This is a genomic window from Niallia laureatilytica (genome assembly GCF_046613985.1).
Classification (GTDB): domain Bacteria; phylum Bacillota; class Bacilli; order Bacillales; family Cytobacillaceae; genus Niallia.
This window is the reverse complement of sequence record NZ_JBKKHP010000008.1, coordinates 36,553-53,025: the sequence shown is the minus strand read 5'-3', so window position 1 is coordinate 53,025 and position 16,473 is coordinate 36,553. Positions and strand designations below refer to the sequence as shown.

14 protein-coding genes are annotated in these 16,473 nt (G+C 37.9%); all 14 read right to left on the bottom strand.

Going from position 1 to position 16,473, the window contains the following annotated elements; genetic code table 11:
* Position 1 precedes the first annotated feature (1 nt).
* A complete protein-coding gene (locus ACLIJJ_RS18245; RefSeq protein WP_341074784.1) occupies positions 2-451 on the bottom strand; it encodes a PTS sugar transporter subunit IIA in 450 nt (149 codons plus the stop codon).
* A complete protein-coding gene (locus ACLIJJ_RS18240) occupies positions 444-1,922 on the bottom strand; it encodes a PTS fructose transporter subunit IIC (protein ID WP_233316240.1) in 1,479 nt (492 codons plus the stop codon). Before ACLIJJ_RS18240 ends, ACLIJJ_RS18245 begins: the two co-directional genes overlap by 8 nt.
* A gap of 157 nt (positions 1,923-2,079) precedes the next feature.
* Entirely contained in the window at positions 2,080-2,871 is a 792-nt protein-coding gene (locus ACLIJJ_RS18235) for a MurR/RpiR family transcriptional regulator (protein ID WP_341074780.1), read from the bottom strand.
* A 347-nt stretch (positions 2,872-3,218) separates the two neighbouring features.
* Positions 3,219-4,970, bottom strand: coding sequence for an alpha-glycosidase (locus ACLIJJ_RS18230; protein ID WP_411411445.1), 1,752 nt, complete (start codon positions 4,968-4,970; stop codon positions 3,219-3,221).
* Positions 4,971-5,054: 84 nt separating this feature from the next.
* Positions 5,055-6,104 (bottom strand): LacI family DNA-binding transcriptional regulator, encoded by a 1,050-nt coding sequence (locus ACLIJJ_RS18225; RefSeq protein ID WP_233316236.1) that lies wholly within the window; start codon positions 6,102-6,104, stop codon positions 5,055-5,057.
* Between the two features lie 169 nt (positions 6,105-6,273).
* Positions 6,274-7,113, bottom strand: coding sequence for a sugar ABC transporter permease (locus ACLIJJ_RS18220; RefSeq protein ID WP_251647189.1), 840 nt, complete (start codon positions 7,111-7,113; stop codon positions 6,274-6,276).
* Complete coding sequence (locus ACLIJJ_RS18215; protein ID WP_233316402.1) at positions 7,110-8,402, bottom strand: carbohydrate ABC transporter permease; 1,293 nt, start codon at positions 8,400-8,402, stop codon at positions 7,110-7,112. Before ACLIJJ_RS18215 ends, ACLIJJ_RS18220 begins: the two co-directional genes overlap by 4 nt.
* Before the next feature lie 157 nt (positions 8,403-8,559).
* Positions 8,560-9,879 (bottom strand): sugar ABC transporter substrate-binding protein, encoded by a 1,320-nt coding sequence (locus tag ACLIJJ_RS18210; protein WP_411411444.1) that lies wholly within the window; start codon positions 9,877-9,879, stop codon positions 8,560-8,562.
* A gap of 643 nt (positions 9,880-10,522) precedes the next feature.
* Positions 10,523-11,890 carry a 23S rRNA (uracil(1939)-C(5))-methyltransferase RlmD gene (gene rlmD, locus ACLIJJ_RS18205; RefSeq protein ID WP_411411443.1) on the bottom strand — a complete coding sequence of 456 codons (1,368 nt, stop codon included), beginning with the start codon at positions 11,888-11,890 and terminating at the stop codon, positions 10,523-10,525.
* A gap of 178 nt (positions 11,891-12,068) precedes the next feature.
* Positions 12,069-13,016 (bottom strand): diacylglycerol kinase, encoded by a 948-nt coding sequence (locus tag ACLIJJ_RS18200; protein ID WP_233316227.1) that lies wholly within the window; start codon positions 13,014-13,016, stop codon positions 12,069-12,071.
* Between the two features lie 203 nt (positions 13,017-13,219).
* Positions 13,220-14,161 carry a hypothetical protein gene (locus ACLIJJ_RS18195; RefSeq protein ID WP_411411442.1) on the bottom strand — a complete coding sequence of 314 codons (942 nt, stop codon included), beginning with the start codon at positions 14,159-14,161 and terminating at the stop codon, positions 13,220-13,222.
* A 43-nt stretch (positions 14,162-14,204) separates the two neighbouring features.
* The gene (locus ACLIJJ_RS18190; protein WP_233316222.1) at positions 14,205-15,296 is read right to left on the bottom strand and encodes a hypothetical protein; all 1,092 of its coding nucleotides are present in this window, start codon (positions 15,294-15,296) and stop codon (positions 14,205-14,207) included.
* Positions 15,293-15,781: an anti-sigma factor family protein gene (locus ACLIJJ_RS18185; RefSeq protein ID WP_341074766.1), complete on the bottom strand. Its 489-nt coding sequence runs from the start codon at positions 15,779-15,781 to the stop codon at positions 15,293-15,295. Before ACLIJJ_RS18185 ends, ACLIJJ_RS18190 begins: the two co-directional genes overlap by 4 nt.
* A complete protein-coding gene (locus tag ACLIJJ_RS18180; RefSeq protein WP_233316218.1) occupies positions 15,778-16,341 on the bottom strand; it encodes an RNA polymerase sigma factor in 564 nt (187 codons plus the stop codon). Before ACLIJJ_RS18180 ends, ACLIJJ_RS18185 begins: the two co-directional genes overlap by 4 nt.
* Positions 16,342-16,473: the final 132 nt, after the last annotated feature.

The following is a 16,473-nucleotide window of genomic DNA, read 5'->3' as shown; positions in this document are numbered from 1 at the left end:
TTTACACCTCCAAGTTCCTGCAAACTAATTGATGAATGGTTGTTTTATCCGCTGTTTTCAATCTTTGCCGAAATGATTCATCTATTAATGACTTTGAAATTTTAGCTAAATATCGCAAATGCTCTTTAGCAGAATCTTCAGGTATCAACAGAACAAAAGAAAACACGATTGCCTGTCCATCAAGACTGTTCCACGGAATAGGTGAGGTTTTGTATATTAATAATCTTGGATTTTGTACAGTTTGATCTTTACAATGAGGTATAGCAAATCCATCTTGAAATCCTGTAGTCTGTTGACTTTCACGTGTTAAAAGACCCCTAAAGCATTCCTCATTTGATTTTACATATCCCAAATTATATGCATCATTTGCAATAAGTTTAAATAACTGTTCCTTATCTTCCAAATTGTCTTCAACTATAAAAATATTATTCTCATTAAAAATCTCAGCCATTTACAATTACCCGCTTTCTTAATGTCATTCTGTACAGTACCGCATTAATTAATGCAGAAAATAAAATAATCAAAATCCACCATAGCCAGGCAAGGGTTGGACCTGTTGTATACCCTATAAAGGCTCCTAGCGGTGAACCAATTCCGCCGTAAAATTGTATTCCAACAGCAGCAATAAATGCCCCTGAAATTGCTGATGATATTGTATTAGCTATGATTAGACTAGGATGTGCTGCTGCAAAAGGTATTGCTCCCTCAGTAATGCCCACAATCCCCATAACAAACGCTGAAGATCCCAGTGCGCGTTCATCTGTCGTAAAATATTTTTTAAACAGCCATGTAGCAAACGCTGCTCCTAGTGGCGCTACTGCAATCGCAGAGCATGCCGCTGCTTGCGGAATGGCATTAACCCCATCTGGCCCAAATTGCGCCATCGTATCAACAAAAATCGCTTGGGAAACTAATATTGCTGTTTTATTGATTGGACCTCCTAAATCCACTCCCATCATGCCGCCTAATATTGCTCCGTATATGATAGGAGCAGCAGCGTAATTTTTTGTAATATCATTAATAAAGGTATAGAGAGAATTCATACCTAAAGCTACTGGCTGTCCGATTAAGTAGTAGATGACAATAAACGAAATAAAAGTTGAGATGAGTGGGATAATCAAAATAGGCACAACAGGTTTAAGCATATTTGGCCAAGGGATACTCTTCAACAAACGGACAAGGTAGCCAACGCCAAAGCCAACAATAATCGCTCCCAAAAAGCCGGCCCCTGTCTCTGTTCCTAAGAACCCTGCATCATTAATCATATATCCTGCAATAAAAGCAGGAGCAACAGCCGGCTTGTCTCCAATTGCTCTAGCAACTCCTGCCGCAAATATTGGAATCATTAAAGTAAAGCCTATTTTCCCTAAATCGAATAGCTTTGAGAAAAACATTCCCTTCGCATCATCGGAGAATCCCCAGACAACTAGATCAGCATTATTTGGATCTGGTTGAAAAGCAAATGTATTCGCAAAAGCTAGCAGTAACCCTGCCGCTATTGCAATAGGAATCATGTCCGTTAAGCCTGACATTAGGAACTTGACCACTTTGTTTGATGATGAACCCACTTCCATGTTCTTTCCGACTTTCATTCCTTTTCCACTGAATAGCACAGCTTTTTCTGAAGCAGTTTCAATCAAACTCTTTGCATCTTTTAATACCTGATTTGTATCTACTTCAAGTATTTTTTTCCCTACAAAACGGCTTTTATCAACATGGATATCTGCTGCAATAATAACTACATCAGCCTGCTCAATTTCTCGCTCTGTTAATTCGTTCTCTGTACCAATTGTTCCTTGAGTTTCAACCTTTGCTGTTATTCCTAATTCTTCTGCTGCTTTTTCCAGCGCCCCTTGCGCCATATACGTATGTGCTATCCCTGCTGCACAACCAGTCACTGCAACAAAAAACTTAACTGCCATGTTTACTCCTCCATTGAATCAAGAGATTTTAGAAAGCGCTTTCTAAAATAGATAGTACAGACATAGAAACAGATTTTCAATGGCTTAATAACTTTTGGAAATTTGTTCGCACTCCTTTTAAAAAAAAGACAAATTTTATCATTTGTCTAATACCATATCAATATTTAAAGAACTGACTCGTTTCTTTTATTCGCTGAAATGATTCATCATAATTAGCATGTAGAATGTTTAAATATAGTTTCTCTAACAGATAAATTAAAGCATATCTAGCTGTTGTAGGAGCTTCCTTAAACAGAATTGGATTTTCCTCTAAATAACCAATGCTTAATTCAATAGTTGCATATTTAGCTAGAGAACTATTAACTCCATTCGTCACTAATATTTGCCTACAGTTTTTTTTACTTAACTCTCTTTCAATATCAAGTATTTCATCAGATTCACCACTGTTAGATACAATTAGAATAACATCCTTTTCCTCCATGAGAGACGCCATTCGGAATTGATCTGCATACGAATCAAAGAAAATCATTTTTGCTGGCTCTATCTTTCTCATTCTAAAATAAAAGTCTTTTGCTGGTATTTGGGACATCTGAAACGCCATAATAAATATCTTACGTGCAGAAATTAACAGCTGAACAGCATCTATAAAAGCTTGATTCTTTGTCACTTGCTCCGCTTTCTTAAAAGAATAAATGATTTCTTCATTGATAGAATGATTATTTTGCTCATCATTTAAATATTGAAATTTTAATTCGTTAAATCCTTTAAAACCAATTTTTTTAGAAAAAGAAATTACTGTACTTGGAACATTATGTGTCCTTTTAGCTAAATCTCTTGCTGTCATGCTTTCAACCTGATCTGGATTATTCAGTATATAGTTAGCAAGTGATTTATGTGCTGGTGATAGTCTTCTTAAATGTTCATTAATTCTATTAATTACTATATTCATTTTCTACCTCCCTCTTCTTGATATGTGTCCCTGAGAAACCTATAGACACTAAAAAACCTCTATGAAGAAAATCAGTCTATTCGGCTAATTCTTCTTATAGAGGAGAAATTCTATTATTTTAAAGTATACTATTCCTTTTCTAATTGCTAACTATTGCTTTTTGACAAAATAATGACACTTTTATAATTTATCCCTTTAGAGAAAATAAAAACTATTGATTACATTGTGGATATCTTCTAATTAATAAGAAGATATCCACAAAAAAAGCCTCCCATCCACAACAGGAGACTTTCAACTAATTTCATTTAAGTGTTGATAGCTTTATCCACAAGCTTTTCAACATTATTTTATTTCAGCATGATTATAGAAAACCCATATGGATCTAAATTAATCCTCGAATTCTCTTCCATTTGCGTGCCACTCCATAGATCTACAGGATTTTTGTCCGTAAAATCGTATGGAATAGACACTGCAATCGAGTCATTAGAGTTGTTGATAGTTATAAGAAGCGTTTCTGTCTTGGTTTGTTTTTTGTAGACGATGTGGTTTGTCTGCCGGTTTGCTTCAAGTATCTGAAAGTCGCCATTGCTGCCAAAAGCAGCTATGTTTTTTCGAAGCTCTATCAGTTTTTGAACAAATTCAAACAGATTACGATCCTGGTCTGTTTCTTCCCACACCATGCACTTGCGGCAGCCAGGGTCATTTTCTCCAGTCAGACCAATTTCATCTCCATAATAAATACAAGGACTTCCCATAAAGGACAGCTGAAATAAGAACAATAATCTTAACTTTTCTTTGCTGTTATTGCTGACTGTTAATATTCTTGGTGTGTCATGACTGCCTAGCAAATTAAATGCAGCTTGGTTAACATTTTTGGGGTAGGCTGTAAGAACAGTTGTAATTTTTTCTGCAAATTCCTCTGCATGGAGCTCATCCTTTGCTAAGTAGCCTAACACTGCTTCTGTAAAAGGATAATTCATTACTGCGTCAAATTGGTCTCCTTGAAGCCAAGGCATAGAATCATGCCAAACTTCACCGAGGATATATGCATCTGGTTTTACTTCTTTCACTGCTTTTCTAAACTCACGCCAAAATTGGTGGTCCACTTCATTTGCCACATCAAGACGCCAGCCGTCAATATCAAATTCTCTTATCCAATAGCGGCCCACTTCCAGCAAATATTCTTTTACTTCGTGGTTTTCTGTATTCAGTTTAGGCATCATATGCGTAAAGGCAAATGTATCATAATTAGGAACTGGCAATGGTTTTACAGGAAATTCTCTAAAGTGAAACCAGTCTTTGTAAACAGATGCTTCTTGATTTGTTAAAACGTCCTGGAACGGAGCAAAAAAGAGGCCGCTATGATTAAAAACAGCATCCAGCATCACTTTAATGCCTTTTTGATGACAGATTTCTACTAATCTTTTAAACGTTTCTTTATCACCAAATTGGGAATCAATCTCCATATAGTCAATTGTGTCATATTTATGATTGGAGAAGGATTGGAAGATAGGTGTGAAGTAAATTCCCGTTATCCCTAGGTCAACTAAATGGTCTATGTGTTCGATAATTCCTTCAAAATCTCCGCCAAAGAAGCTGTCTGGCTTTGGCTCTTCACTTCCCCAAGCTAGTGCCTCTTTTGGATTTAATTCAGGATTTCCGTTTGCAAATCTCTCAGGAAAAATTTGATACCAGACTGTATCCTGCACCCAATCTGGAGCATGAAAGACATCTGTCTCATTTAAAAATGGAAAACAGTAGTAAAAGCTTATTTCCTTCGGATAATGGTTTTTAAAGCCACCTTCTCCATGAATGAGTAAATCATTCCCTGAATATAACTCAAAACCATACCGCAAACGGCGGTATTCCGGCTTTATCTCCACAAACCAATAATCAAATAATTCGTCTGTTCCTTCCAGATGCATCGGTTTTGTCCGATTTTGCCAGCCATCCTCGCTCCACTCATATGGGTCACCATAAATTAAATAGGCTTTCGTTAAATCATTTCTTTTAGCACGGAGACGTATATGCAGTTTTTCTTTATCATAAGCATAAGCAAAATTATTTATAGGTCTATGGAAAATCGCTTCTTTTAACATAACAAGTTATCCCTCCCTTTAGGATAAGGGGATATGCGTCAGTGTGCCTTACAGAAGCTTTTCTACGTTTTTGCTCCTATAAGATTAGCTATTGAACGAAGCCGTGCTTTGCCTAATTTTTAGACTGACTGGAGAAATTATTTTGCGATTGTGTTCCATAGTCTTTTCCTCTATTTGATCGATGAGAAGTTTTACAGCAGAATGACCTCTTCCATAAATATCCTGTCTAACAGTTGTCAATCCTGGTGTTAAATATTCCGAGAAGTACAAATCATCAAATCCTACTACAGAGAAATCATTTGGCACAGAGACACCGAGATCATAAAAGCCTTTAATAACTCCCATGGCTGTCATATCTGAAAAAGCAAATACAGCAGTCGAATTCCCCTTTTGTTTTATAATTTGCTGTGCGGCTGTATAACCGCCCTCTACTGAAAATTCATGTGGAAAAACTAAGCTTGGGTCAAACTCAATTCCTGCTTCTTCTAATGCCTTTATATGACCAAAAAGCCGCAAATGGCCGACTGTATTCATTTTTGTCTTTTCTGCCGGATTGCCGATAGGATCAAGATTTCCAGCAATAACATTGATTGACTTGTGCCCTAAGCTGATTAAATATTTCGTTGCTAAGTATCCTCCCAATTCGTCATCTATCACTAACTGATAAAGCTCAGGATCAGAAAGATAGCTGTCCATAAAAACCGTCGGCAGTCTCAGCTTTTTTATCTCTTCCAGTATTACTTGGTTTTCATTTGCACCAAAAACAATCAAACCATTTATTTGCTTCTCCAGCAAAACAGATAATTGAGGTTCATCTTTGACCGCAGCAACAATCACATGAAAATTCCTGTCTCTTGCTCCGCTTTCAACACCAGAAATGAGCTGTGTAAAAAATGGATTAACAAAGACTTCTCCTTTATCGGCAAATGGCACAACCAGTGCAATTAATGGGTTTAATTTATCCTTTAAGCTTCTTGCTGCCACATTTGGCATAAAGTTTAGTTCTTTAATGATTTTGTCAATTTTCTTCTTTGTTTCAACAGAGTATCTTCCTTTTCCGTTTATTACATTGGAAACAGTGCCTATTGAAACATTAGCCATTCTTGCTATATCTTTAATTGTTGGTTTCTCCATTATGGCTTTCCTCTCATATATATAAATCAATTGCTGTTCTTAAATTGGTTTGTATCATTCCATCTTTATAGAGTAATTGTATTTTATCACGCCAAACCTATAAATAACTAAGATTCCCAATCTAAGAAGAAGCTATTTTTTTATCCATATGAGCGCAGTTTTAAAGGAATCAACCTTTATTAGCTCCTGCCTTTAGGCCGTCTGTCAGCTGATCCTGGAAGATAAAGAACAGAATAGTAATCGGCACTGCCACTAGAACTGCTCCAGCTGCAAATGTAGTAAATTCACTGTTCCCGCGCCCAGTCACCATTTCAAAAAGTCCGATAGCCAATGTTTTTTTCTCGCTTGAGCGCAATACTAATCTGGCAAAAATAAAATCCATCCATGGTCCGATGAAGTTAGTTACCGCCACAAAAACTAAGATTGGTTTGGAAAGCGGCATCATAATCTTGTAGAAAATTTTCACATTGCTGGCACCATCTATCTTTGCTGCTTCCTCCAGGCTTCTCGGCATGCCATCAAAATAACCCTTTACGAGCCATGCATTAAATGGAATTGAACCACCTGCATAAACTAAAATCAATCCCCAATGATTGTCTAATAGATTAAGCTGCAATAACAGGATATAGATTGCAATCATTCCCATAAATCCTGGAAACATCTGCAAGACAAGCATGGTCATCAGCCCCTGCTTCCTGCCTGGAAAGCGGAATCTGGAAAAGGCGTATGCTGCTGTTACTACTAAGAAGGTAGATAAAATCATATTCCAAAAAGCAATTTTCAGCGTATTTTTATACCAATTTAAATAATCTGTTTCATTGAATAAATAAACATAGTGTTTTAATGATAAGGAATCTGGAATGAGACTTGTAGAAAATAGTGAATCCCCGGGATTTAAAGATCCAGTTATAATCCAAATAACAGGATACAAGACGAAAATGGCTGTAATGACTAAAATAGTATAAGTGAAAAATTTGCTTATTTTCTCTCTTAAAGATATCCCTATCATGACATCATATCCTCCTCTTTAAATGCTCGTGTTTTCCTGAAATTATAGATGGAGAATATCGCGATAATAATGAAAATCAGGATAGACACAACAGATGCAACAGCAAACTGGCTATTATCTAATGTCAGTTTATAAATCCAGCTGATTAAGATATCTGTGGAACCTGCATATGAGTAATCAGTATTAACTGGTCCACCCTGTGTCATTAAGTAAATAATGTTGAAGTTATTAAAATTGTTCGCAAACGACATGATTGCCAGTGGAGCTGTTGAGAACATGATAAGCGGCATTGTAATTTTCCAAAACTTTTGTACAGAAGAAGCACCATCCACCTCTGCAGCTTCATAAATTTCCTTATCCACACTTGTCATAACACCGCTCATCAGCACCATCCAAAACGGAAAGCCAAACCACATGTTTACAATAACCAGTGTAAGCTTTGCTAAAATTGGATCTGAAAGCCAATGAATTGCCTGGTCTGTAATTCCCCAGTCCATTAAGTACTTATTAATTGGTCCAAACTCTCCATTAAAAATATTGCGGAAGATTAAAATGGATACAAACTGTGGAATTGCCCATGGCAAGATAAATATACTTCTCCAAAACTTTTTCAGTTTTATTCCTTTTTGGGATATCAAAACAGCAAAAACAAGTCCCAGAAAATAAGTTGTAATCGTCGCTAGAACAGCCCAGATTACTGTCCAAGAAAACACACCATAAAATGTAGCGCTCCATGTTTTCATTTTGAAAAGTTGAACAAACGTGTCAAAACCTACCCAGTCCACTAAAGCCTTCGGCGGCAAATGGTTTGGTGCTGAGTAGTTTGTAAAAGCAATCAATACTCCGAACAGCAAAGGCAAAATGGTCAAGAAGGCGGTAAAGAGGATAGAGGGAGTCAAAAGAATATAAGGAAACCCATTATCCCAAATGTTTTTGAGCATTTGTTTCGCATTATTAGGCTTGATGCCTTTTTCTGCTTTAGCAGCAACCTTGTAGGCATCGCGAATATTTAAATAATAAAACCACAGGAACAGCAAGAATGAAATCAGAAACAATATCCCTTCAATCATTAAAAAGATGGAATGGTCTCCTTGAATAATTTCAAACCCTTGTCTAGTCTGAACAGTTTCTCCTAAAGTTGTGAGACCCCACATCGCCCATTGGAAGGGCACTGTCCAAAAAATAAGAAGATACAATTCTAGCAACAGAAAAGTTAATCCCTTTAAGTATTGTTTATTATAGAGCTGTCCTAGTCCCATAAAAAGAACAGATAAACCTGCTGCAAGCATAGGTTTTGTAAAGAACTGTTTCTTTACAGGCGGTGCCGCCTTTTCGTTGTTTGTCGGCAGACCCTCATTCAGCTTCCGTTCTGGTGTTGCCATTTATCATTCCCTCCTTAGTTATGCTGTTGAGCCAATCCCAAGAAGGCATTGGCTCAACACATGTCTATTCAGTTTGTGAAGCAATTGCATCTTTAATTTGCTGAACACCTTTATCAAGGGCCTCTTTTGGTTCAGACTGGCCATTCCATAATGCTGTAAATGCGACTTCCATACTTGCCCACACATGCTGCATTGCTGGGATGTTAGGCATTGATATAGAATATTGCGCTTGCTCCAAGAAAGCAGCATTCATCTCATCTGCTTTAATTGTTTCATTCTCCATCAATGTTTTTACAGGCGGTAATTGCCCTGTCATTTCATAACGTTCCAGCAGCATTTCGTCAGAGGTTGCAAATTGTGCAAGTAATGTTGCAGCCTTTGGATATTTGCTGTATGCGTTTACAAATAATGATTTAACACTTGAGAAGGTTTGAGGATGTTCCCCATTGTCCAATAAAGGCATTGTTCTAACACCAAAGTTAATTCCAGCATCTTGATGCCCTTTTACTGCCCATGGACCTGTTATATAGTACAGCAACTTTCCTTCATTAAACTGGGAACTGATAACATCACCAGTAATGTCTTCTTTTTTAAGCGGCAGAATTTCATCATGTATTTTTGTCATCAGCTCTGCAGCTTTAAGTCCGCCTTCCCCGTTCAAACCAATGTCCTCTGGATTTGTATTATCCTCACCAAAGATATAACCGCCGTATCCTCCAAGAAACCCATGCACTAAATAATAGTTGCCTGGCTCAACCATAAATCCGTATGACTTAGGATTCTTTTCCATAAATTGCTTTGATTGGTCAATAAGCTCATCCATCGTTTCTGCCGGCTTAAAGCCCATCTCATCTAATAAATCTTGGTTGTAAAATAATCCTATTGTTTCAATACCAACTGGATATCCATAAACTTTCATCTCCTCATCTGTCTTTGAAGAAACGCCAGTGATGGCTCCTTCCATGAAACGCTGTTTATATTCATCAGCAAAATAGTTTTCATAAATTAGTCCTGCTGCGTTCATTGTCCCTACATGATCATGTGCCCCGGTAAATACATCACCACCCAGCCCTGCTGGTCCGTCTGTTTCCAGTTTCCCGGCAGCCTCCACATGGCTCACCTCTTCAATTTTGACAGGAACCCCATATTTATCGGTGTACTTTTCTGCAACAAATTTGGACCATTCTGCTTCTTCATCTCCATTTGTCCACATTACCAGCTCGGCTCCATCCTCCGGTTCTATCTCTGCGCTGTTTTCCTGTTTAGAGTCATTCGAAGAATCAGAACTTGCTTCATTTCCTCCCGTTGAACTGCTGCCAGGTTTACTGCAAGCAGCCAACACAATCAACATGAAAACTAGTATTACTGACAAAGATTTTTTCATTCATTTTCCCCACCTTTTATATAATTTTGCAGCATAAAAAAATTGATTAAACGTTTTATCATTATGTAAAAAATATAGGAATAAAACCAACTATATATTTAAGTAAAAAATGATTAAACGTTTTATCAATACATCAAAAAAATATCACATAAAGTGATAACCCAAAAATGAAAACCCTTTCAATTTACAGGTTAATTATAAGTTTCTGTATAGGCTCTGTCAATAACTGAATAGCTTTATTTTTCGAGGAATTTCGACTTTTAACCAGAGGCTTCCCTTTAAGTTATCTTGTTGTTCACAGAATAATCAACTACTCATTAACGGAAGCATAGAGGAGGAGAAATGGGGCACATTTCTTGATGCACAGGTGATTAATTCTTTACTTATCGTATATGAACTCAAGGCGGTGATAGTGATGGCAATAGCTCCAACTAAAAAAATTGGAAAGAAACAATGGTTTTTAAGCAATAACTCCATAAAAAAATAAATAGTTTCATCCTTACACATTAATCCCTAAGTCTAGTTGCTATTTATGCTGTTAATAGTTCCCCTTTTAAATTCTACATATAGCTCCCCCGAACTTTAAAATTAGATGCATAAAAAAATAAATCCCGGATTTCATGAAAGAAACCCGGGAAGCATTCTATTTTAATACCAACTGCGCAACAGCCTCTACATGCATTGTCTGCGGGAACATATCCACAGGCTGTACTTCAAGTGTTTTATAGCCGCCGTCTTCAAGGACGCGTAAATCTCTTGCTAATGTTGCCGGATTACAGGAAACGTATACGACCTTTTTCGGTTTCATGTCAATGATTGTCTGCAATAGTGCTTCATCACAGCCTTTTCTTGGCGGATCGACTACGAGCACGTCTGCTGTATTCCCTTCCTTATACCAGTTGGGGATAACTTCTTCTGCTTTGCCGACAGCAAAATCCACATTGTGGATATCATTGAGCAAGGCGTTTTTGCCTGCGTCTTCTATTGCTTGGGGAACGATTTCTACACCGAATACCTTTTTCGCTTTTTTAGCGAGGAATAAGGAAATGGTGCCTATACCGCAATAGGCATCAATAACACTTTCTTCTCCTTGCAAATTAGCATATTCGAGCGCCTTTTCATAGAGAACCTTTGTCTGTTCTGGATTCACTTGATAGAAAGAACGGGCAGAAATAGCGAACTTAACATCACCAATATAATCAGTAATTGTTTCTTGTCCCCATAATACCTTAGTCGTATCTCCCATAATTACATTTGTTTTTTTGTTATTCACATTGTGGATAATTGATTTTAAGCCTGGAACAGCTTGTGCAATTTCATCCACAATTTTATTTTTGTTAATAATTTCATTTGTTCTGGTGATAAGAACAACCATAATTTCACCGGTAACTAACCCGCGGCGGGCCATAATATGACGAAGCTCACCCTTGTGACGCTCTTCATTATATGCCTTTACTCCGTGTTTTTGGCAGATTTCTTTCACTGCTCTTACGACATCATCATTTTCCTCTTGTTGAATAAGGCAAGCTTCCATATTGATAATTTGGTGGCTGCGCTGCTGATAGAAACCGCCTATCAGTCCGCCTTCATGCTCTCCTATCGGCACTTGTGCTTTGTTGCGGTAGCGCCACGGCTCACTCATCCCGATAGTCGGGTGTACAACAGCGTCTATTTTCCCGATTCTTGTAAGAACGTCCTGGACATGCTTATGCTTCATTATAAGCTGGCCTTCATAATTAAGATGCTGAAGCTGGCAGCCGCCGCATTCTTTATAAATAGGACATGGTGCTTCCACTCGGTAAGGGCTTTTTTCCTCCAGCTCGAGCATTCTGCCAAAGCCGTAATTCTTATTCGTTTTAATAACTTTAACTTTTGCTTTTTCTCCAGGAAGTCCATTGGGGATAAACAGTGGATAACCTTCAACTTTTGCTACACCAGAGCCGTCATGTGTCAAATCTTCAAATACTATATCTATTATATCGTTCTTTTGAACGGGCAATGTTCTGCTCATTGTCTACTTCCTTTGCTACATTTATCTTTTAAAAAGTATACCGAACAAATTGTATCATACTTTTCCTGTAATCTATAATCCTTGTTCGTTTTTGGTCAGTTGAAAACAATGGAAAAAAGGGGCTTTTTTGGGGGTTAAAAGAGTGGTGGATAGAGTGAGTCATCCTCACTCTATAGCTTTACTCGTCTGTTTCTTTTACTGCTGTCTCTTTATCAGGACGGTCCTCATCACGGATACTGTCTATTGGAACAAACACTTCAAAATGTCTGTACAAATTAACAAATTCAGCTGGAAGAACCCCGCCAAATTCACCGTCGAGATTTAGTTGAACCTTTTCCTCTGATGTTACTTTAATGTGGTTGGCATTAACATAGATAACGCTTGGATCATTAATATGCTCTCCGCGCAGAGCCAATGTAGCGATTCGAATAAAATCAGCTAAATTTGCCTTTTTCAAGATTAGCAAAGAGAATAGACCATCATTAATGGAAGAGCCTGGCGCAAGTTTCTCAAACCCTCCGACAGAGTTAGTCAGCCCAATTAAAAACAGCATGACTTCTCCCTCAAACAATTTGCCGTCGTATTCTATCTTTACTTTCGTTGCTTTAATGAAAGGCAGCTTTTCCATACCCTTTAAATAATAGGCAAGCTGTCCAAGCATTGTTTTTAACTTGCTTGGCACTTCATAAGAAAGCTCTGTCAAATTGCCTCCGCCGCCAATATTGATGAAGTACTTATCTTCATTCAGCCGTCCGATATCAACAGGAATTGTGTCTCCTTTTGCAATTATATCGGCAGCAGCTTCAATATCTCGGGGGATATGCAAGGCTCTTGCGAAATCATTAGTCGTTCCCACTGGGATAATCCCAAGCTTCGGCCGGTACTCCTGCTCTGCAAGCCCATTTACTACTTCATTAATCGTCCCGTCACCGCCTGCAGCAACAACAAGATCATATCTTCTTTCTACTGCAATCCTTGCCGCTGTTGTAGCGTCCTCTGGACCTGTCGTAGCATGGCAGGATGTTTCATACCCTGCGTTCTCCAGTTTTTTCAGCACCTCCGGTAAATGCTTCTTAAAAGCTTCCCGGCCTGATGTAGGATTATATATAATTCTAGCCCTTTTCATACCCATCATCCTATTTCATAATTTCATGACTTGTTTCTACCATCTAACATCATATACGAAAACTACTTCATTAGGCAATATTTAGTATCCTGCGAAAAATGCTCTGCAGGATTTAGAAATCTGCTATCAATTATACCCTAATAATAGGCGTTCCAACCGCTTTTGCCTGTTTTATAAAATTAAACAAACGTTTGATTAAATTCTTATTTCATATTATTTAAGATCAATGTGTCACTATTGGATACATATATATGATTTTCCGCTTTTCCTTTTTCAAGGGTAGCATTAGGCGTTGTGACTTCCACTTCACTAGCTGAATCCGCGTTCCCGTCTATGTCATTATCCAGCTTAGCAAACTTCCAATTCTGGTCCTCTTTATTGTATATGTCCGTATTTTGGACGGAGACACGAACATTATCTGTCTCTCTAATATCCAATCCGATCTCCCCTGTACCTGCTATTTTCCAATCACTGTTCAAATTTCTTGGATTAAGAGAAATATTGCTCCAAAGATCAGCAAGCTCCAGTTGGACATCTGTCGGCACAAGCAGAGTAGCATCCAAACTTGAATAATCTTCATACAATCCTGTTTGATGCGGACGCTCCTTCACCCTAATATACAGTGTATCTCCTTTATCCGTAATGGTAAGATAATCCTCTGCTTTTTCTATCTTTTCGATTGTTCTGTCTTGTCTGTATGTACCAAACATGGAGACATTTCTTTCGTTTATTCCTTCGACTCTAAATTGCTCTATGCCGTCACCTTCTACTACGACTCTTTTAATATCCTTGCTTATATCTTGGTTAAAGGCTGGAAGGTCCAATGTTATTGCTTCCTTTTTAATTTCATCTTGAATTAAATCCATAACGCCTGAAGTCTGCAAAAAAACCATGATGACCCCTGCTGTACCTAATATCCCAACGATAACGATGCTGAAAAGGTCAAAATTCAAATATGGCTTCTCTTGCTTGCTAAGGAACAGATACACAAGGATTTCCAACCCAAGGACTACAAGAATGACAGGCCACCACAGCTTTAATGCCGTTGTGATATTCCAATCCAATATTTGCGACAATAACAAGAAAACCCCCAGAAACAAAAGTGACAACCCCATCGAAAATGTTCCAACTCTCCATGTTCTCATTCCGTGCTTCTCCCCCTTTATGCAATCTTTTTTTGCTGACTGCTTATTTGTCTGTATTTTTCTTATTGCCGACAAGCACCCGCAATCCGCCTAGAATAAGAATGATGCAGACTACTCCTGTCTGGAAATAATGATAGAACAAGAATTGCAAATCAATTCCAAGCCATACCTTCAGCCTTGAAGAAAAGGCAGGAAGCAGGATATTAACGATCATGTAATAGAAGCCTACAAGAAGAAGTCCAACTCCAACCCATTTTTGATAATTGGTCAAATAGGCGATAACAGGTGTATCCTCCAGCTCCACTTCTCCTATTTTAGATGCTTTTTGGAGTCCATCGAAAAAGCTGTAGAACCAAATAATCGGAATTAGAAATAGGAAAATCCCTAAGTAAAGCTCATTGATTAAAAAGATTGCAAACAGGAATGCTGCCATCAGCTGCAGCCCCCTTTGCTGCAACCCTAAATAAAGATGGCCGGCTCCTGGAAAAATGGATAAAAAAGTGGCAATGATTTTGCTTTTCTTTCCGTCTTCACGATTTTTTTCAAAGTCTTGGAAAATCGTCTGGTCAACCAATTCCTCTCCATTTTGCTTTTTGGTAAACTGCTGCATCACATCAAAAAATCCATATACCCAAATGACCGGCAGGATAGCAAGAAACAGCAGAAACTCTCCTGCACCTGTCAATATGGAAACAAACAGCACCATGATAATCAGCCCTAAGAAAGTGGACAATAGAGTTATCCCTCGGTACATCAATCCTAATTGAATATGTCCTAAACCAGGCACAAAGGATAAAACAATGGTGTAAAAACGCTGTGATTCTATTGTATTTACAAGCACTGTTCTCTCCGTTCCATCACCTGTCTGACTGCTTGGGAGAACCTGTCTTTTAAAATAGCGGCTAGCTGTAATATAAGTGTCCAAAATGCTTATGCAATAGATGAGAAAGCCAATAAAAATAACGGCTGCAACAACCCCATCCATATATCCAGACATGCTAAACAGAAATATCGAGAATACAGCCAGTCCGAATACAGCTGCTCCATACAAGGACCCTCTTATCCGGTTTCCAATGTAAAATAGTCCGCCTCCCGGAAAGAAAGCTAATATAAATGCGGCAAACGGGTTTTTCATTTTTTCTTTTCCTCCTTCATACTCATACTCCCATCAAATGTATTTAGCCAAGAAAATGTTTTATCAACAAAGCCTACTTTTACCTCTTCCTGTTTCATTGGCATTTCTGCCTTCTGAATGCTTTCAGTATGTTTGATAATCGATTGGAAAACTCCAGTCGTCATCAAAACTAGTGTAATGCTGGCCGCAATTGCGTAGTGAAAGATAGAGGATTGATAGAATGATTTTTTCTTTTTCGGTTTTACAACAGGTATATCCATTAATTCTGCCTGTTCCTGTGTAATTTTTTGCATGATTTGATCTGTGAATGCTTCCACATCCGAAATAGACGGTAGTTCCTGTTCTTGTGCTTCTACTGCTTGGACATACAAATCAAGACAATGATCACATCCATATAGATGGTCTTCCATTTGTGAACGATTACCCTCGTCCAGTTCATCCTTTGCATACTCTAGCCATTGTTCAAAAGAATAGTGTGTTATCATAAGAAATCCTCCTCCTTCCAATGCTTCTTCAACCAGATTCTTGCCCGGTACAGTTTTGTTTCAATTGTTTTGACTTGAACATTTTGCTCTTCTGCCAATTGCTGATAGCTCTTTTCCGCAATATAGTAGCCATAAATAACATCACGGTAGTTATCTGGAATATCGTTGAGCTTTTCTCTTAACAGCTTGCGCTGCTGCCTAATGAGCACTTCTGCTACTACATTGTCTTTTTTTCCTGTATCCAGCTCGATTTGTTCTGTAATGTCCTCTTTTCTTCTTTGCTGTTTTCGCTTAACATCAATCGAATGATTGACAGCAATTCTCGTTATCCAAGTCTTAAATCCTTGGTTTTCATATTTAGGGAGAGAGTAATAAATTTTAAGGAATACTTCCTGTGCAGCATCTTCAGCTTCCTTCTGATCCTTCAGGATGCTGTAAATTGTGCGAAATACATCTTGGCGATACTTCTCGACGAGCTGTCTAAATGCATCATCATCTCCAAGTTTGACTAACTCAATCAACTCTTGATCTGCTATTATTCTCTCCCCCCTTCTAAACATGTTCACATAATAGACGTTATAAAATGCTCAACCCCTACACCAATGTTATATTTTTTTCAATTAATAAGCTTTCCAGCGAGTCATACTTTTTTATAGTAACATTTTTCTGATCTTATAAAGATGTTTTTTGTC

Excerpts from the sequence above, each read along its gene's own strand:
- ACLIJJ_RS18245 (WP_341074784.1), bottom strand. The coding sequence starts at position 451 with ATGGCTGAGATTTTTAATGAGAATAATATTTTTATAGTTGAAGACAAT.
- ACLIJJ_RS18240 (WP_233316240.1), bottom strand. The coding sequence starts at position 1,922 with ATGGCAGTTAAGTTTTTTGTTGCAGTGACTGGTTGTGCAGCAGGGATA.
- ACLIJJ_RS18235 (WP_341074780.1), bottom strand. The coding sequence starts at position 2,871 with ATGAATATAGTAATTAATAGAATTAATGAACATTTAAGAAGACTATCA.
- ACLIJJ_RS18230 (WP_411411445.1), bottom strand. The coding sequence starts at position 4,970 with ATGTTAAAAGAAGCGATTTTCCATAGACCTATAAATAATTTTGCTTAT.
- ACLIJJ_RS18225 (WP_233316236.1), bottom strand. The coding sequence starts at position 6,104 with ATGGAGAAACCAACAATTAAAGATATAGCAAGAATGGCTAATGTTTCA.
- ACLIJJ_RS18220 (WP_251647189.1), bottom strand. The coding sequence starts at position 7,113 with ATGATAGGGATATCTTTAAGAGAGAAAATAAGCAAATTTTTCACTTAT.
- ACLIJJ_RS18215 (WP_233316402.1), bottom strand. The coding sequence starts at position 8,402 with ATGCTTGCAGCAGGTTTATCTGTTCTTTTTATGGGACTAGGACAGCTC.
- ACLIJJ_RS18210 (WP_411411444.1), bottom strand. The coding sequence starts at position 9,879 with ATGAAAAAATCTTTGTCAGTAATACTAGTTTTCATGTTGATTGTGTTG.
- rlmD (WP_411411443.1), bottom strand. The coding sequence starts at position 11,890 with ATGAGCAGAACATTGCCCGTTCAAAAGAACGATATAATAGATATAGTA.
- ACLIJJ_RS18200 (WP_233316227.1), bottom strand. The coding sequence starts at position 13,016 with ATGAAAAGGGCTAGAATTATATATAATCCTACATCAGGCCGGGAAGCT.
- ACLIJJ_RS18195 (WP_411411442.1), bottom strand. The coding sequence starts at position 14,161 with ATGAGAACATGGAGAGTTGGAACATTTTCGATGGGGTTGTCACTTTTG.
- ACLIJJ_RS18190 (WP_233316222.1), bottom strand. The coding sequence starts at position 15,296 with ATGAAAAACCCGTTTGCCGCATTTATATTAGCTTTCTTTCCGGGAGGC.
- ACLIJJ_RS18185 (WP_341074766.1), bottom strand. The coding sequence starts at position 15,781 with ATGATAACACACTATTCTTTTGAACAATGGCTAGAGTATGCAAAGGAT.
- ACLIJJ_RS18180 (WP_233316218.1), bottom strand. The coding sequence starts at position 16,341 with ATGTTTAGAAGGGGGGAGAGAATAATAGCAGATCAAGAGTTGATTGAG.